Below are 15,873 nucleotides of genomic sequence, written 5' to 3'. Positions count from 1 at the left end.
ATCAATGGGGACTTCCGTACGGGTTTCAGCGCGCCGTAAAGCGACGGGGGCCGGGGTCGCCGCCTTGCTGCTCGCCGGGGGAGCGGTCGGCTGTCAGAAGAGCGACTCCGCCGAGTCGCCCGCGATGACTCCGGCGGCGGCCGTCGCCAAGGCGGCGAAGAACAGCGAGGCGATCAAGTCCGCGCATTACAGGATGACGGGCCAGGTCCCGGGGGCCGGCCGGATGTCCGCCGAGGCGGCGGTGAGCATCAAGCCGCTGGCCATGAGCATGAAAATGACGGCCCAGAACCAGGCAGCCAAGGGCCCGGTCGAGATCCGCCTCGTCGGCAAGGCCATGTACATAGGCGGGAACGCCTCCATGGCCAAGGAGATGGACGGCAAGAGCTGGATCAAGCTCGACCTGTCCGCACTCGGCGGCAAGGGGCTGAACGCGGATCAGCTGGGCGCCGGCCAGGCCGACCAGAACCCGGCCGCCAACTCCACCTTCCTCACCGGCTCCAAGAACGTGAAGAAGGTCGGCACCGAGACCGTCGACGGGGTCAAGACCACCCACTACAAGGGCAAGGTCACCGTCGAGGACCTCAAGGCCTCGCTCAAGGACAAGGACAAGACGGTACGGGAGCAGCGCGAGAAGGCTCTGGAGCAGTACGAGAAGCTGGGCGTCGACTCGTTCACCATGGACGCGTGGATCGACGGCGACGACCACACCAAGCAGTTCCGGATGCGCGGCGAGGCCGACAAGGGCCCGCTCGACCTGACGATCACCTTCCTCGACATCAACCAGCCGGTGAAGGTGACGGCCCCGCCGGCCAAGGACACCGCCGACCTCGCCAAGATGATGAAGGGCGCCCAGAGCTGAGCCGTAGGACCGGATTTGCTTGACAGCGATCCGGTCACGTACCCTCCTGGAGAAGCCAAAGACCGCTGGTCGTTGCCGTGCGCTCCTGGAGGGTGCGGTGGCCGAAGGATCCGCTGAACCGCGGACGACCCGCGCAGGTGACTGTGGAAGTGCTCCCGGAGTTCGCAGCTGGCGCTGTGATGATCCGGTCGAGCTACGCCCCGTGCGCCTGCGCCGGGGCGTTTCGTTTGCTCCAGCCCCTTCCGAGCGGTCGTCATCACCCGGAAGGAGGCCGACGCTCATGGCAAGGCCCGACAAGGCTGCCGCGGTGGCCGAGCTCACGGAGCAGTTCCGTAGCTCGAACGCCGCTGTGCTGACCGAGTACCGGGGTCTCACCGTGGCGCAGCTCAAGACGCTGCGCCGTTCGCTCGGTGAGAACGCCCAGTACGCCGTGGTGAAGAACACGCTGACCAAGATTGCGGCCAACGAGGCCGGGATCTCGACGCTCGACGACCTGTTCAACGGTCCGACGGCGGTCGCCTTCGTCACCGGTGACCCGGTGGAGTCGGCGAAGGGTCTTCGTGACTTCGCCAAGGACAACCCGAACCTCGTCATCAAGGGCGGTGTCCTTGACGGCAAGGCGCTGTCCGCCGACGAGATCAAGAAGCTTGCGGACCTTGAGTCCCGCGAGGTTCTGCTCGCCAAGCTGGCGGGCGCCCTGAAGGGCAAGCAGACGCAGGCTGCACAGCTCTTCCAGGCGCTTCCGACGAAGCTCGTCCGCACCGTGGACGCCCTTCGCGCCAAGCAGGACGAGCAGGGCGGTGCCGAGTAACTCGGCTCGCGCATTGACCGCCGCCTGAGGCGACGGTCACAGCGGGCCGAACGTACGCCCGCCAGACATGTACATCCCGGCACCAGCCGAAATTAGTGGAAGGAAAGCCATCGTGGCTCTCACCCAGGACGAACTGCTCGCCGAGTTCGAGGGCATGACCCTCATCCAGCTCTCCGAGTTCGTGAAGGCGTTCGAGGAGAAGTTCGACGTCACCGCCGCTGCCGCGGCCGTCGTCGCCGCCCCCGCTGCCGGCGGTGCCGCCGGTGGTGCCGCCGAGGTCGAGGAGAAGGACGAGTTCGACGTCATCCTCACCGGCGCCGGCGACAAGAAGATCCAGGTCATCAAGGTCGTGCGTGAGCTGACCTCGCTGGGCCTGAAGGAGGCCAAGGACCTCGTGGACGGCGCCCCGAAGCCCGTTCTCGAGAAGGTCGCCAAGGACGCCGCCGAGAAGGCCGCCGAGTCCCTCAAGGGCGCCGGCGCCTCCGTCGAGGTCAAGTAAGACCTCTCGGCTCCACAGGGGCTGTAACGCCTGAGCACTGAAGAGCGATCATCCATCCGGGTGGTCGCTCTTCGGCGTTCCTGAGCGCCGAGTGGTGGCTGCCTTGCACCCTCGGGTGTGCGGAGTATGGTGATCTTCGTCGTGCCTCCAAGCACCCCAGGTGGTATGTGGTTTGGGCCATGGGGGCCTTGACGAACCGCACGCAGCGCGCAATTCTCAGGACGCGTCGTCACAAGGATCCGAATCCGAGGCATGGATCGACGACGAAGAGGGCAGTATCAACGTGCATTGAGGGCGTGGGCTTGCTGCAGGTGTTGAGAACAACGAGGGTCTCCGAAAACCGGGACTGGACATCAGTGTGCCGAGTGGCTACACTGACCCTTTGCGCTGCCTGTTAGCTGTCCCCTGCCCGTCACCAGGGGCATGCCCTCGCTTGAACACCGACGATCGGAACGACCCTGACCTGGCCTTTCGGCCAAATCGGGGAGTCCTGTCTCTGTGTGTGGGAGAGGGACCGGTACGCGCGTAGTGAGTCCGAGCCCTCGGAAGGACCCCCTCTTGGCCGCCTCGCGCACTGCCTCGACCGCGAATACGAACAACGGTGCCAGCACCGCCCCGCTGCGCATCTCCTTTGCAAAGATCAAGGAGCCCCTCGAGGTTCCCAACCTGCTCGCGCTGCAGACCGAGAGCTTTGACTGGCTGCTCGGGAACACCGCCTGGCAGAGTCGGGTCGAGGCGGCTCTGGAGTCCGGTCAGGACGTCCCCACCAAGTCCGGTCTGGAGGAGATCTTCGAGGAGATCTCTCCGATCGAGGACTTCTCCGGGTCGATGTCGCTGACGTTCCGCGACCACCGTTTCGAGCCGCCGAAGAACAGCATCGACGAGTGCAAGGAGCGCGACTTCACGTACGCCGCTCCGCTCTTCGTGACGGCTGAGTTCACCAACAACGAGACCGGCGAGATCAAGTCCCAGACGGTCTTCATGGGCGACTTCCCGCTCATGACCCACAAGGGCACCTTCGTCATCAACGGCACCGAGCGTGTCGTGGTGTCGCAGCTGGTCCGTTCGCCCGGCGTCTACTTCGACTCCTCGATCGACAAGACGTCCGACAAGGACATCTTCTCGGCCAAGATCATCCCGTCCCGGGGTGCCTGGCTGGAGATGGAGATCGACAAGCGCGACATGGTCGGTGTGCGCATCGACCGCAAGCGCAAGCAGTCCGTGACCGTTCTGCTCAAGGCTCTCGGTTGGACGACCGAGCAGATCCTGGAGGAGTTCGGCGAGTACGAGTCGATGCGCGCCACCCTGGAGAAGGACCACACCCAGGGCCAGGACGACGCGCTGCTCGACATCTACCGCAAGCTGCGCCCGGGCGAGCCCCCGACGCGTGAGGCCGCGCAGACGCTGCTGGAGAACCTGTACTTCAACCCGAAGCGTTACGACCTCGCCAAGGTCGGCCGCTACAAGGTCAACAAGAAGCTGGGTGCGGAGGCCCCGCTCGACGCGGGCATCCTGACCGTCGAGGACGTCATCTCGACGATCAAGTACCTGGTGAAGCTGCACGCCGGCGAGACCGAGACGGCCGCGGACAACGGCCAGACGATCGTTGTCGAGACCGACGACATCGACCACTTCGGCAACCGTCGTCTGCGCAGCGTCGGCGAGCTCATCCAGAACCAGGTCCGCACGGGTCTGGCTCGTATGGAACGCGTCGTCCGCGAGCGCATGACGACTCAGGACGTCGAGGCGATCACGCCGCAGACCCTGATCAACATCCGGCCGGTCGTCGCCTCCATCAAGGAGTTCTTCGGCACCAGCCAGCTGTCGCAGTTCATGGACCAGAACAACCCGCTGTCGGGTCTCACCCACAAGCGCCGTCTGTCGGCTCTTGGCCCGGGTGGTCTCTCCCGTGAGCGGGCCGGCTTCGAGGTCCGTGACGTGCACCCGTCTCACTACGGCCGTATGTGCCCCATTGAGACCCCCGAAGGCCCGAACATCGGTCTGATCGGTTCGCTCGCCTCCTACGGCCGCGTCAACGCGTTCGGTTTCGTGGAGACGCCGTACCGCAAGGTCGTCGACGGTCAGGTCACCGACGAGGTGGACTACCTGACGGCCGACGAGGAGGACCGCTTCGTCATCGCGCAGGCCAACGCCACGCTCAACGACGACCTGCGCTTCACCGAGAACCGTGTCCTGGTCCGCCGTCGTGGCGGCGAGGTCGACTACGTCGCCGGTGACGACGTGGACTACATGGACGTCTCGCCGCGCCAGATGGTGTCGGTCGCGACCGCCATGATCCCGTTCCTCGAGCACGACGACGCCAACCGTGCCCTCATGGGCGCGAACATGATGCGTCAGGCCGTACCCCTGATCAAGAGCGAGTCCCCGCTCGTCGGCACCGGCATGGAGTACCGCTCCGCCGTCGACGCCGGCGACGTGGTCAAGGCCGAGAAGGCGGGTGTGGTCCAGGAGGTCTCCGCGGACTACATCACCACCGCCAACGACGACGGCACGTACATCACGTACCGCCTGGCCAAGTTCGCCCGCTCCAACCAGGGCACCTCGGTCAACCAGAAGGTCATCGTCAACGAGGGCGACCGGATCATCGAGGGCCAGGTCCTGGCCGACGGTCCGGCCACCGAGAACGGCGAGATGGCGCTGGGCAAGAACCTGCTCGTGGCGTTCATGCCGTGGGAGGGTCACAACTACGAGGACGCGATCATCCTGTCGCAGCGCCTCGTGCAGGACGACGTCCTCTCCTCGATCCACATCGAGGAGCACGAGGTCGACGCCCGTGACACCAAGCTCGGCCCCGAGGAGATCACCCGGGACATCCCGAACGTCTCCGAGGAGGTCCTCGCCGACCTCGACGAGCGCGGCATCATCCGTATCGGTGCCGAGGTCGTCGCCGGCGACATCCTCGTCGGCAAGGTCACGCCCAAGGGTGAGACCGAGCTGACCCCGGAGGAGCGCCTGCTCCGTGCGATCTTCGGTGAGAAGGCCCGTGAGGTCCGTGACACCTCGCTGAAGGTGCCGCACGGCGAGATCGGCAAGGTCATCGGCGTCCGCGTCTTCGACCGCGAGGAGGGCGACGAGCTTCCCCCCGGTGTGAACCAGCTGGTGCGCGTGTACGTGGCGCAGAAGCGCAAGATCACCGACGGCGACAAGCTCGCCGGCCGTCACGGCAACAAGGGTGTCATCTCGAAGATCCTGCCCATCGAGGACATGCCGTTCCTCGAGGACGGAACTCCGGTCGACATCATCCTCAACCCGCTGGGTGTGCCGTCCCGAATGAACCCGGGACAGGTTCTCGAGATCCACCTCGGCTGGCTCGCCAGCCGTGGCTGGGACGTCTCCGGTCTCGCCGACGAGTGGGCGCAGCGCCTGCAGGCCATCGGCGCCGACCAGGTCGACCCGGGCACGAACGTCGCGACCCCCGTCTTCGACGGTGCGCGCGAGGACGAGCTCGCGGGTCTGCTGCAGCACACCATCCCGAACCGCGACGGCGAGCGCATGGTGCTCCCGTCCGGCAAGGCGCGGCTGTTCGACGGCCGTAGCGGTGAGCCGTTCCCGGAGCCGATCTCGGTCGGCTACATGTACATCCTGAAGCTGCACCACCTGGTCGACGACAAGCTGCACGCGCGTTCGACCGGCCCGTACTCGATGATCACCCAGCAGCCGCTGGGTGGTAAGGCCCAGTTCGGTGGCCAGCGGTTCGGCGAGATGGAGGTGTGGGCGCTGGAGGCATACGGCGCCGCATACGCCCTCCAGGAGCTGCTGACCATCAAGTCCGACGACGTCACCGGCCGCGTGAAGGTCTACGAGGCCATCGTCAAGGGCGAGAACATCCCCGAGCCCGGCATCCCCGAGTCCTTCAAGGTGCTCATCAAGGAGATGCAGTCGCTCTGCCTGAACGTGGAGGTGCTGTCCAGCGACGGTATGTCCATCGAGATGCGTGACACCGACGAGGATGTCTTCCGCGCTGCGGAGGAGCTCGGCATCGACCTGTCCCGGCGCGAGCCGAGCAGCGTCGAAGAGGTCTGACGGGAGTCCGGCCGGAGGCCCTGGTGAGGACCCTCCGGCCGGCCCCTGGACCCCCGTATCAGACCAAAGACTTACAACCCTGAGAGGGATTGACGCATAGTGCTCGACGTCAACTTCTTCGACGAGCTCCGGATCGGCCTGGCCACCGCTGACGACATCCGTCAGTGGAGCCACGGCGAGGTCAAGAAGCCCGAGACGATCAACTACCGCACCCTCAAGCCCGAGAAGGACGGACTCTTCTGCGAGAAGATCTTCGGTCCGACCCGGGACTGGGAGTGCTACTGCGGCAAGTACAAGCGTGTCCGGTTCAAGGGCATCATCTGTGAGCGCTGCGGCGTCGAGGTCACTCGCGCCAAGGTGCGCCGTGAGCGGATGGGCCACATCGAACTGGCCGCCCCCGTCACGCACATCTGGTACTTCAAGGGCGTCCCGTCGCGTCTGGGCTACCTGCTCGACCTGGCTCCCAAGGACCTCGAGAAGGTCATCTACTTCGCGGCGTACATGATCACGTACGTCGACGAGGAGCGCCGTACCCGCGACCTGCCCTCCCTGGAGGCGCACGTCTCCGTGGAGCGTCAGCAGGTCGAGAACCGCCGGGACGCCGACCTGGAGGCCCGCGCCAAGAAGCTCGAGTCCGACCTGGCCGAGCTCGAGGCCGAGGGTGCCAAGGCCGACGTGCGCCGCAAGGTGCGCGAGGGTGCCGAGCGTGAGATGAAGCAGCTGCGCGACCGTGCGCAGCGCGAGATCGACCGTCTCGACGAGGTGTGGACCCGGTTCAAGAACCTCAAGGTCCAGGACCTGGAGGGCGACGAGCTCCTCTACCGCGAGCTGCGGGACCGCTTCGGCACGTACTTCGACGGTTCGATGGGTGCCGCGGCGCTGCAGAAGCGCCTGGAGTCCTTCGACCTGGAGGAGGAGGCCGAGCGCCTCCGCGAGATCATCCGCACCGGCAAGGGCCAGAAGAAGACCCGTGCGCTGAAGCGGCTGAAGGTGGTGTCTGCGTTCCTGCAGACCTCCAACAGCCCCAAGGGCATGGTCCTCGACTGCGTCCCGGTCATCCCGCCGGACCTTCGCCCGATGGTGCAGCTGGACGGTGGCCGCTTCGCGACCTCCGACCTGAACGACCTGTACCGCCGTGTGATCAACCGCAACAACCGACTGAAGCGCCTTCTCGACCTCGGTGCCCCCGAGATCATCGTCAACAACGAGAAGCGCATGCTCCAGGAGGCCGTCGACGCGCTGTTCGACAACGGCCGTCGCGGTCGCCCGGTCACGGGCCCCGGCAACCGCCCGCTGAAGTCCCTCAGCGACATGCTGAAGGGCAAGCAGGGCCGTTTCCGTCAGAACCTGCTCGGCAAGCGTGTGGACTACTCCGCGCGTTCCGTGATCGTCGTCGGTCCGCAGCTGAAGCTGCACCAGTGCGGTCTGCCGAAGGCGATGGCGCTGGAGCTCTTCAAGCCGTTCGTGATGAAGCGCCTGGTCGACCTGAACCACGCGCAGAACATCAAGAGCGCCAAGCGCATGGTGGAGCGCGGCCGTACGGTCGTGTACGACGTCCTCGAAGAGGTCATCGCCGAGCACCCGGTTCTGCTGAACCGTGCTCCCACCCTGCACCGCCTCGGCATCCAGGCCTTCGAGCCGCAGCTGGTCGAGGGCAAGGCCATCCAGATCCACCCGCTCGTCTGCACCGCGTTCAACGCGGACTTCGACGGTGACCAGATGGCCGTGCACCTGCCGCTGTCCGCGGAGGCGCAGGCCGAGGCCCGCATCCTGATGCTGTCCTCGAACAACATCCTCAAGCCCGCCGACGGCCGTCCGGTGACGATGCCGACCCAGGACATGGTCCTCGGTCTGTTCTTCCTCACCACCGACGGCGAGCTGCGTGACACCAAGGGCGAGGGCCGGTCCTTCGGCTCCACGGCCGAGGCGATCATGGCGTTCGACGCCGGCGAGCTGGCGCTGCAGTCCGCGGTCGACATCCGCTTCCCGGTGGGCACCATTCCGCCGCGCGGCTGGACCCCGCCCGCCGTCGAGGAGGGCGAGCCGGAGTACCAGACCGGTGACACCTTCCGGCTGCGCACCACCCTGGGCCGCGCGCTCTTCAACGAGCTGCTGCCCGAGGACTACCCGTTCGTCGACTACTCGGTGGGCAAGAAGCAGCTCTCCGAGATCGTCAACGACCTGGCCGAGCGCTACCCCAAGGTCATCGTGGCGGCGACGCTCGACAACCTGAAGGCGGCGGGCTTCTACTGGGCGACCCGTTCCGGTGTCACCGTGGCCATCTCCGACGTCGTCGTTCCCGAGGCGAAGAAGGAGATCGTCAAGGGCTACGAGGCGCAGGACGAGAAGGTCCAGAAGCAGTACGAGCGCGGTCTGATCACCAAGGAAGAGCGCACTCAGGAGCTCATCGCGATCTGGACCAAGGCGACCAACGAGGTCGCCGAGGCGATGAACGAGAACTTCCCCAAGACGAACCCCATCTTCATGATGGTTGACTCGGGTGCCCGAGGAAACATGATGCAGATGCGGCAGATCGCCGGTATGCGTGGTCTGGTGTCGAACGCCAAGAACGAGACGATCCCGCGTCCGATCAAGGCGTCGTTCCGTGAGGGTCTGTCCGTGCTGGAGTACTTCATCTCCACGCACGGTGCCCGTAAGGGTCTGGCCGACACCGCTCTGCGTACCGCCGACTCGGGTTACCTGACCCGTCGTCTGGTGGACGTCTCGCAGGACGTCATCATCCGCGAGGAGGACTGCGGCACCGAGCGCGGTCTGAAGCTGCGGATCGCCAACCGCGGCGCCGACGGTGTGCTGCGCAAGGCGGACGACGTCGAGACCAGCGTCTACGCCCGCATGCTCGCCGAGGACGTCGTCATCGACGGCAAGGTGATCGCGCCGGCCAACGTGGACCTGGGCGACGTGCTCATCGACCAGCTGGTGCACCACGGTGTCGAGGAGGTCAAGACCCGCTCGATCCTGACCTGTGAGTCCCAGGTCGGCACCTGCGCCATGTGCTACGGCCGCTCGCTGGCCACCGGCAAGCTGGTCGACATCGGTGAGGCGGTCGGCATCATCGCCGCCCAGTCCATCGGTGAGCCCGGTACCCAGCTGACGATGCGTACCTTCCACACCGGTGGTGTGGCCGGTGACGACATCACCCAGGGTCTGCCGCGTGTCGTCGAGCTCTTCGAGGCCCGTACCCCGAAGGGTGTCGCCCCGATCTCCGAGGCCTCCGGCCGCGTCCGGATCGAGGAGACCGAGAAGACCAAGAAGATCGTCGTCACCCCGGACGACGGCAGCGACGAGACGGCGTACCCGATCTCGAAGCGTGCCCGACTCCTGGTGAGCGAGGGCGAGCACGTCGAGGTGGGCCAGAAGCTCACGGTGGGTGCCACCAACCCGCACGACGTGCTGCGCATCCTGGGCCAGCGTGCCGTCCAGGTCCACCTGGTCGGCGAGGTCCAGAAGGTCTACAACTCGCAGGGTGTGTCGATCCACGACAAGCACATCGAGATCATCATCCGGCAGATGCTCCGCCGTGTGACGATCATCGAGTCCGGCGACGCCGAGCTGCTGCCCGGCGAGCTGGTCGAGCGCTCGAAGTTCGAGGTCGAGAACCGTCGTGTGGTCCAGGAAGGCGGCCACCCGGCCTCCGGCCGTCCGCAGCTGATGGGTATCACCAAGGCCTCGCTGGCGACCGAGTCGTGGCTGTCGGCGGCGTCCTTCCAGGAGACGACCAGGGTCCTCACGGACGCGGCGATCAACGCCAAGTCCGACTCCCTGATCGGCCTCAAGGAGAACGTCATCATCGGTAAGCTCATCCCGGCCGGTACGGGCCTGTCCCGCTACCGCAACATCCGGGTCGAGCCGACCGAGGAGGCCAAGGCCGCTATGTACTCGGCCGTCGGCTACGACGACATCGACTACTCGCCGTTCGGCACCGGCTCCGGCCAGGCCGTCCCGCTGGAGGACTACGACTACGGTCCGTACAACCAGTAAGCGAGCAGCTTGAGCCGAAGGGCGGTCGCCCCCGTTGGGGGTGGCCGCCCTTCGGCGTTGCAAGACGTCAGGACGCGCCCCTGCGGCCCTGGCAGCAGGCCTGGCAGGGGCTGACCGTCCCGTCCGTCCGCGCCTGCCACGCCGGGGCCCGGGCCGGTCGGTCAGGCCGCTCCGGCCGTGCCCGCGGCCTTTCTGGCGGCCCCGCCGCCCATGAACGGCAAGGCGGTCGGCGCCATGGTCTGCGGGATCCCCACGTTCTTCACCGCCGGGCTCTCCGGGAGCCCGCGGTCGTCCTCGGCCGGCTGTCGGTCGCCGGATGGGCGCTGGTCATCACGATCCTCGTCGCCGCGGCCCTGGCCTCCGCATGACCTGCGGTGACGTAGCTGCTCGGGGTGTCGGGAACGTGAATTCGAAGATCATGTACGGCGTAGGGTCTTGACACGCTTCGCATGGCGATGCGGGCGCGGCCCATTTGTTTTGACCGCAGCGTATGAGGTAGGTACGCTCAGACCTTGTGCCTGGGGTGTGCCCTGGCTCTCGTGCGTGCCTTCAACCGCATAGCGAGCCGTCATTGGCCACCGTAATCTGCGCCCTTTCCGCCTGGCGGCGGGAGTCTGCCGGATTCGACACACCCGACCGCGTGGGTCGGCGACGTTCCAGGTTAGCTTCACCATTCGGCACACAGAAACCGGAGAAGTAGTGCCTACGATCCAGCAGCTGGTCCGCAAGGGCCGGCAGGACAAGGTCGAGAAGAACAAGACGCCCGCACTCGAGGGTTCCCCTCAGCGTCGTGGCGTCTGCACGCGTGTGTTCACGACCACCCCGAAGAAGCCGAACTCGGCCCTGCGTAAGGTCGCGCGTGTGCGTCTGACCAGCGGGATCGAGGTCACCGCTTACATTCCGGGTGAGGGACACAACCTGCAGGAGCACTCCATCGTGCTCGTGCGTGGTGGCCGTGTGAAGGACCTGCCGGGTGTTCGCTACAAGATCATCCGCGGTTCCCTTGACACCCAGGGTGTGAAGAACCGCAAGCAGGCCCGCAGCCGCTACGGCGCCAAGAAGGAGAAGTAGAAAATGCCTCGTAAGGGCCCCGCCCCGAAGCGCCCGGTCATCATCGACCCGGTCTACGGTTCTCCCCTGGTGACGTCGCTCATCAACAAGGTGCTGCTGAACGGCAAGCGCTCCACCGCCGAGCGCATCGTCTACGGCGCCATGGAGGGTCTGCGTGAGAAGACGGGCAACGACCCGATCATCACGCTGAAGCGCGCGCTGGAGAACATCAAGCCGACCCTCGAGGTCAAGTCCCGCCGTGTCGGTGGTGCGACGTACCAGGTTCCGATCGAGGTCAAGCCCGGTCGCGCCAACACGCTCGCGCTGCGCTGGCTGGTCGGTTACTCCCGCGCCCGTCGCGAGAAGACCATGACCGAGCGTCTGCTCAACGAGCTTCTCGACGCTTCGAACGGCCTCGGTGCGGCCGTCAAGAAGCGCGAGGACACGCACAAGATGGCCGAGTCCAACAAGGCCTTCGCGCACTACCGCTGGTAGTCGCTACCCACATCGAGACCGAGAGAAGACTGAAGCCTTATGGCTACCACTTCACTTGACCTGGCCAAGGTCCGCAACATTGGGATCATGGCCCACATCGACGCGGGCAAGACGACCACCACCGAGCGGATCCTGTTCTACACCGGTGTGTCCTACAAGATCGGTGAGGTCCACGACGGCGCTGCCACCATGGACTGGATGGAGCAGGAGCAGGAGCGTGGCATCACGATCACCTCTGCTGCCACCACCTGTCACTGGCCGCTGGAAGACGTCGACCACACCATCAACATCATCGACACCCCGGGCCACGTCGACTTCACCGTCGAGGTGGAGCGTTCCCTGCGCGTGCTCGACGGTGCCGTGACGGTGTTCGACGGCGTCGCCGGCGTTGAGCCCCAGTCCGAGACGGTGTGGCGTCAGGCGGACCGCTACGGCGTCCCCCGCATCTGCTTCGTCAACAAGCTCGACCGGACCGGTGCCGAGTTCCACCGCTGCGTCGACATGATCTCTGACCGCCTCGGCGCTCAGCCGATCGTGATGCAGCTCCCGATCGGTGCCGAGGCCGACTTCAAGGGCGTCGTCGACCTCGTGACGATGAAGGCCTTCGTGTGGTCCGCCGAGGCCACCAAGGGTGAGATGTACGACATCGTCGACATCCCGGCCACGCACACCGAGGCTGCCGAGGAGTACCGCGGCAAGCTGATCGAGGCCGTCGCCGAGAACGACGAAGAGATCATGGAGCTGTACCTGGAGGGCGAGGAGCCTTCCGTGGAGCAGCTGTACGCCGCGATCCGTCGTATCACCATCGCGTCCGGCAAGTCGAAGGACACCACGGTCACCCCGGTGTTCTGCGGCACCGCGTTCAAGAACAAGGGCGTCCAGCCCCTGCTCGACGCGGTCGTGCGCTACCTGCCCTCTCCCGTTGACATCGAGGCCATCGAGGGCCACGACGTCAAGGACGCGGAGACGGTCGTCAAGCGCAAGCCGTCCGACGAAGAGCCGCTGTCGGCGCTGGCGTTCAAGATCATGAGCGACCCGCACCTCGGCAAGCTCACCTTCGTCCGGGTGTACTCCGGTCGCCTGGAGTCCGGCACGGCCGTGCTGAACTCCGTCAAGGGCCGCAAGGAGCGCATCGGCAAGATCTACCGTATGCACGCGAACAAGCGTGAGGAGATCGAGTCGGTGGGCGCCGGCGACATCGTCGCCGTGATGGGTCTGAAGCAGACCACGACCGGTGAGACGCTGTGCGACGAGAAGGCCCCGGTGATCCTGGAGTCCATGGACTTCCCGGCGCCGGTCATCCAGGTCGCCATCGAGCCCAAGTCGAAGGGCGACCAGGAGAAGCTGGGCATCGCGATCCAGCGCCTGGCCGAGGAGGACCCGTCCTTCCAGGTCCACTCGGACGAGGAGACCGGCCAGACCATCATCGGTGGCATGGGCGAGCTGCACCTCGAGGTGCTGGTCGACCGTATGCGCCGTGAGTTCAAGGTCGAGGCCAACGTCGGCAAGCCGCAGGTCGCCTACCGCGAGACGATCCGCAAGGCCGTCGAGCGCGTGGACTACACCCACAAGAAGCAGACCGGTGGTACCGGTCAGTTCGCCAAGGTGCAGATCGCGATCGAGCCCATCGAGGGCGGCGACGCCTCGTACGAGTTCGTGAACAAGGTGACCGGTGGCCGCATCCCGAAGGAGTACATCCCTTCGGTGGACGCCGGTGCGCAGGAGGCCATGCAGTTCGGCATCCTCGCGGGCTACGAGATGACGGGCGTCCGCGTCACGCTCATCGACGGTGGCTACCACGAGGTCGACTCCTCCGAGCTCGCCTTCAAGATCGCCGGTTCGCAGGCCTTCAAGGAGGCCGCGCGCAAGGCCAGCCCCGTGCTGCTCGAGCCGATGATGGCCGTCGAGGTCACCACGCCCGAGGACTACATGGGTGAGGTCATCGGCGACATCAACTCCCGCCGTGGTCAGATCCAGGCCATGGAGGAGCGGGCCGGTGCCCGCGTCGTGAAGGGCCTCGTGCCCCTCTCGGAGATGTTCGGCTACGTCGGAGACCTCCGCAGCAAGACCTCGGGTCGCGCAAGCTACTCGATGCAGTTCGACTCCTACGCCGAGGTTCCGCGGAACGTCGCCGAGGAGATCATCGCGAAGGCCAAGGGCGAGTAACGCACTGCGTTAACGCACTGCGTTCACACGCCGTAGGCTTGACTCCGGAGCCTCACGGGGCATTCCGCCGCAAGAGCGGAGGAATGCCCCGGGGATCCGGGCCATCCAGCAAAGATCACCTGGCGCCGATGAAGTAAGGCGTACAGAACCACTCCACAGGAGGACCCCAGTGGCGAAGGCGAAGTTCGAGCGGACTAAGCCGCACGTCAACATCGGCACCATCGGTCACATCGACCACGGTAAGACGACCCTCACGGCCGCCATTACCAAGGTGCTGCACGACGCGTTCCCGGACCTGAACGAGGCCTCGGCGTTCGACCAGATCGACAAGGCTCCTGAAGAGCGCCAGCGCGGTATCACCATCTCCATCGCGCACGTCGAGTACCAGACGGAGACGCGTCACTACGCGCACGTCGACTGCCCCGGTCACGCGGACTACATCAAGAACATGATCACCGGTGCTGCCCAGATGGACGGCGCCATCCTCGTGGTCGCCGCCACCGACGGCCCGATGCCGCAGACCAAGGAGCACGTGCTCCTGGCCCGCCAGGTCGGCGTTCCGTACATCGTCGTCGCCCTGAACAAGGCCGACATGGTGGACGACGAGGAGATCCTGGAGCTCGTCGAGCTCGAGGTCCGTGAGCTGCTCTCCGAGTACGAGTTCCCGGGCGACGACGTCCCGGTCGTCAAGGTCTCGGCGCTCAAGGCGCTCGAGGGCGACAAGGAGTGGGGCCAGTCGGTCCTGGACCTGATGGCCGCCGTCGACACCGCGATCCCGGAGCCGGAGCGCGACGTCGACAAGCCCTTCCTGATGCCGATCGAGGACGTCTTCACGATCACCGGTCGCGGTACGGTCGTCACCGGCCGTATCGAGCGTGGTGTCCTGAAGGTCAACGAGACCGTCGACATCATCGGCATCAAGACCGAGAAGACCACCACCACGGTCACCGGCATCGAGATGTTCCGCAAGCTGCTCGACGAGGGCCAGGCCGGTGAGAACGTCGGTCTGCTGCTCCGCGGCATCAAGCGCGAGGACGTCGAGCGCGGCCAGGTCATCATCAAGCCGGGCTCGGTCACCCCGCACACCGAGTTCGAGGCGCAGGCCTACATCCTGTCCAAGGACGAGGGTGGCCGTCACACGCCGTTCTTCAACAACTACCGTCCGCAGTTCTACTTCCGTACCACGGACGTGACCGGCGTCGTGACCCTCCCCGAGGGCACCGAGATGGTCATGCCGGGCGACAACACTGAGATGAAGGTCGAGCTCATCCAGCCCATCGCCATGGAAGAGGGCCTGAAGTTCGCCATCCGTGAGGGTGGCCGGACGGTCGGCGCCGGCCAGGTCACCAAGATCAACAAGTGAGCTTGTTGACTTGACCTGGTAGCTCCAGCGCGAGCTCCTGAAGGGGCCCGTACGACTTCGGTCGTACGGGCCCTTTCGCTTGCCCGGCGTCCGCCCCCGCCGTGAGCTTCCCGCCCTGATGGTGGTCGTGCACCACCGCGTCGGCAGCCGGCGGCGGATCGCGTGCGGTCTCCTTGGCGCCTGGGGGAGTCGGAAGCACCCGGTCACGGCGTCATCGCCTTGCCGCCGAAGGCCACGGCGAGATGGCCGTCCGAGGCCAGGGACCAGCCCAGGGAGCCGTTCGTGCCGCTCACCCTGAAGCGGCACGAGATGTTCGTCCGGAACACGGACGTTCCCGTGTCGAACGAGGAGTTGCGCTCGCCGCGGACGTGCCAGTGGTCGGCGTTCAACTGGAGCCCGCGGTTCGACGAACTCTCGCTCTGCGCCAAGAAGTTGAGCACCGGGGTCTCGCCCGGGTAGGCGGACAGGGTGGTGCGGGCAGTCGAGGTGCCGTTGCTGCCGTGCGTCAATAGTTACGTGCTTGATTCTTGTTCGCGGACATGAACAAGGGGCGACGCGCGGCGAGGGTCCGTCCGGGGCTCGTCCGA

At 65.9% G+C, this 15,873-nt stretch carries 10 protein-coding genes; 9 read left to right on the top strand and 1 reads right to left on the bottom strand.

Annotated elements, in window-relative coordinates:
- The first annotated feature begins 4 nt into the window (after window positions 1-4).
- The 9 genes from AB0N07_RS15165 to tuf all read left to right on the top strand — a co-directional run bounded on the left by AB0N07_RS15165 (window position 5) and on the right by tuf (window position 15,286).
- Complete coding sequence (locus AB0N07_RS15165; RefSeq protein WP_365834951.1) at window positions 5-859, top strand: DUF1396 domain-containing protein; 855 nt, start codon at window positions 5-7, stop codon at window positions 857-859.
- A gap of 280 nt (window positions 860-1,139) precedes the next feature.
- On the top strand, window positions 1,140-1,670 hold the full coding sequence (gene rplJ, locus AB0N07_RS15160) for a 50S ribosomal protein L10 (RefSeq protein ID WP_365834949.1): 531 nt from the start codon (window positions 1,140-1,142) through the stop codon (window positions 1,668-1,670).
- 109 nt (window positions 1,671-1,779) lie between these two features.
- Complete coding sequence (gene rplL / locus AB0N07_RS15155) at window positions 1,780-2,169, top strand: 50S ribosomal protein L7/L12 (protein ID WP_365834991.1); 390 nt, start codon at window positions 1,780-1,782, stop codon at window positions 2,167-2,169.
- 558 nt (window positions 2,170-2,727) lie between these two features.
- Window positions 2,728-6,213 (top strand): DNA-directed RNA polymerase subunit beta, encoded by a 3,486-nt coding sequence (rpoB, locus tag AB0N07_RS15150; protein ID WP_365834947.1) that lies wholly within the window; start codon window positions 2,728-2,730, stop codon window positions 6,211-6,213.
- 99 nt (window positions 6,214-6,312) lie between these two features.
- The gene (locus AB0N07_RS15145; RefSeq protein ID WP_266958967.1) at window positions 6,313-10,212 is read left to right on the top strand and encodes a DNA-directed RNA polymerase subunit beta'; all 3,900 of its coding nucleotides are present in this window, start codon (window positions 6,313-6,315) and stop codon (window positions 10,210-10,212) included.
- 699 nt (window positions 10,213-10,911) lie between these two features.
- On the top strand, window positions 10,912-11,283 hold the full coding sequence (gene rpsL, locus AB0N07_RS15140) for a 30S ribosomal protein S12 (RefSeq protein WP_003948652.1): 372 nt from the start codon (window positions 10,912-10,914) through the stop codon (window positions 11,281-11,283).
- 3 nt (window positions 11,284-11,286) lie between these two features.
- On the top strand, window positions 11,287-11,757 hold the full coding sequence (gene rpsG / locus AB0N07_RS15135) for a 30S ribosomal protein S7 (RefSeq protein WP_003992340.1): 471 nt from the start codon (window positions 11,287-11,289) through the stop codon (window positions 11,755-11,757).
- Window positions 11,758-11,796: 39 nt separating this feature from the next.
- Window positions 11,797-13,923 (top strand): elongation factor G, encoded by a 2,127-nt coding sequence (gene fusA / locus AB0N07_RS15130; protein WP_365834944.1) that lies wholly within the window; start codon window positions 11,797-11,799, stop codon window positions 13,921-13,923.
- Between the two features lie 169 nt (window positions 13,924-14,092).
- Complete coding sequence (tuf, locus tag AB0N07_RS15125; RefSeq protein ID WP_115906452.1) at window positions 14,093-15,286, top strand: elongation factor Tu; 1,194 nt, start codon at window positions 14,093-14,095, stop codon at window positions 15,284-15,286.
- Between the two features lie 203 nt (window positions 15,287-15,489).
- Here the strand turns inward: tuf and AB0N07_RS15120 are convergent, their stop codons facing one another.
- Window positions 15,490-15,795: a hypothetical protein gene (locus AB0N07_RS15120; RefSeq protein ID WP_365834997.1), complete on the bottom strand. Its 306-nt coding sequence runs from the start codon at window positions 15,793-15,795 to the stop codon at window positions 15,490-15,492.
- Between the last annotated feature and the right edge of the window lie 78 nt (window positions 15,796-15,873).

This window comes from Streptomyces sp. NPDC051172, assembly GCF_040682555.1.
In the GTDB taxonomy this organism is placed as follows: Bacteria; Actinomycetota; Actinomycetes; order Streptomycetales; family Streptomycetaceae; genus Streptomyces.
The sequence above is the reverse complement of the archived record's forward strand: the minus strand, read 5'-3'. Positions and strand labels throughout refer to the sequence as shown.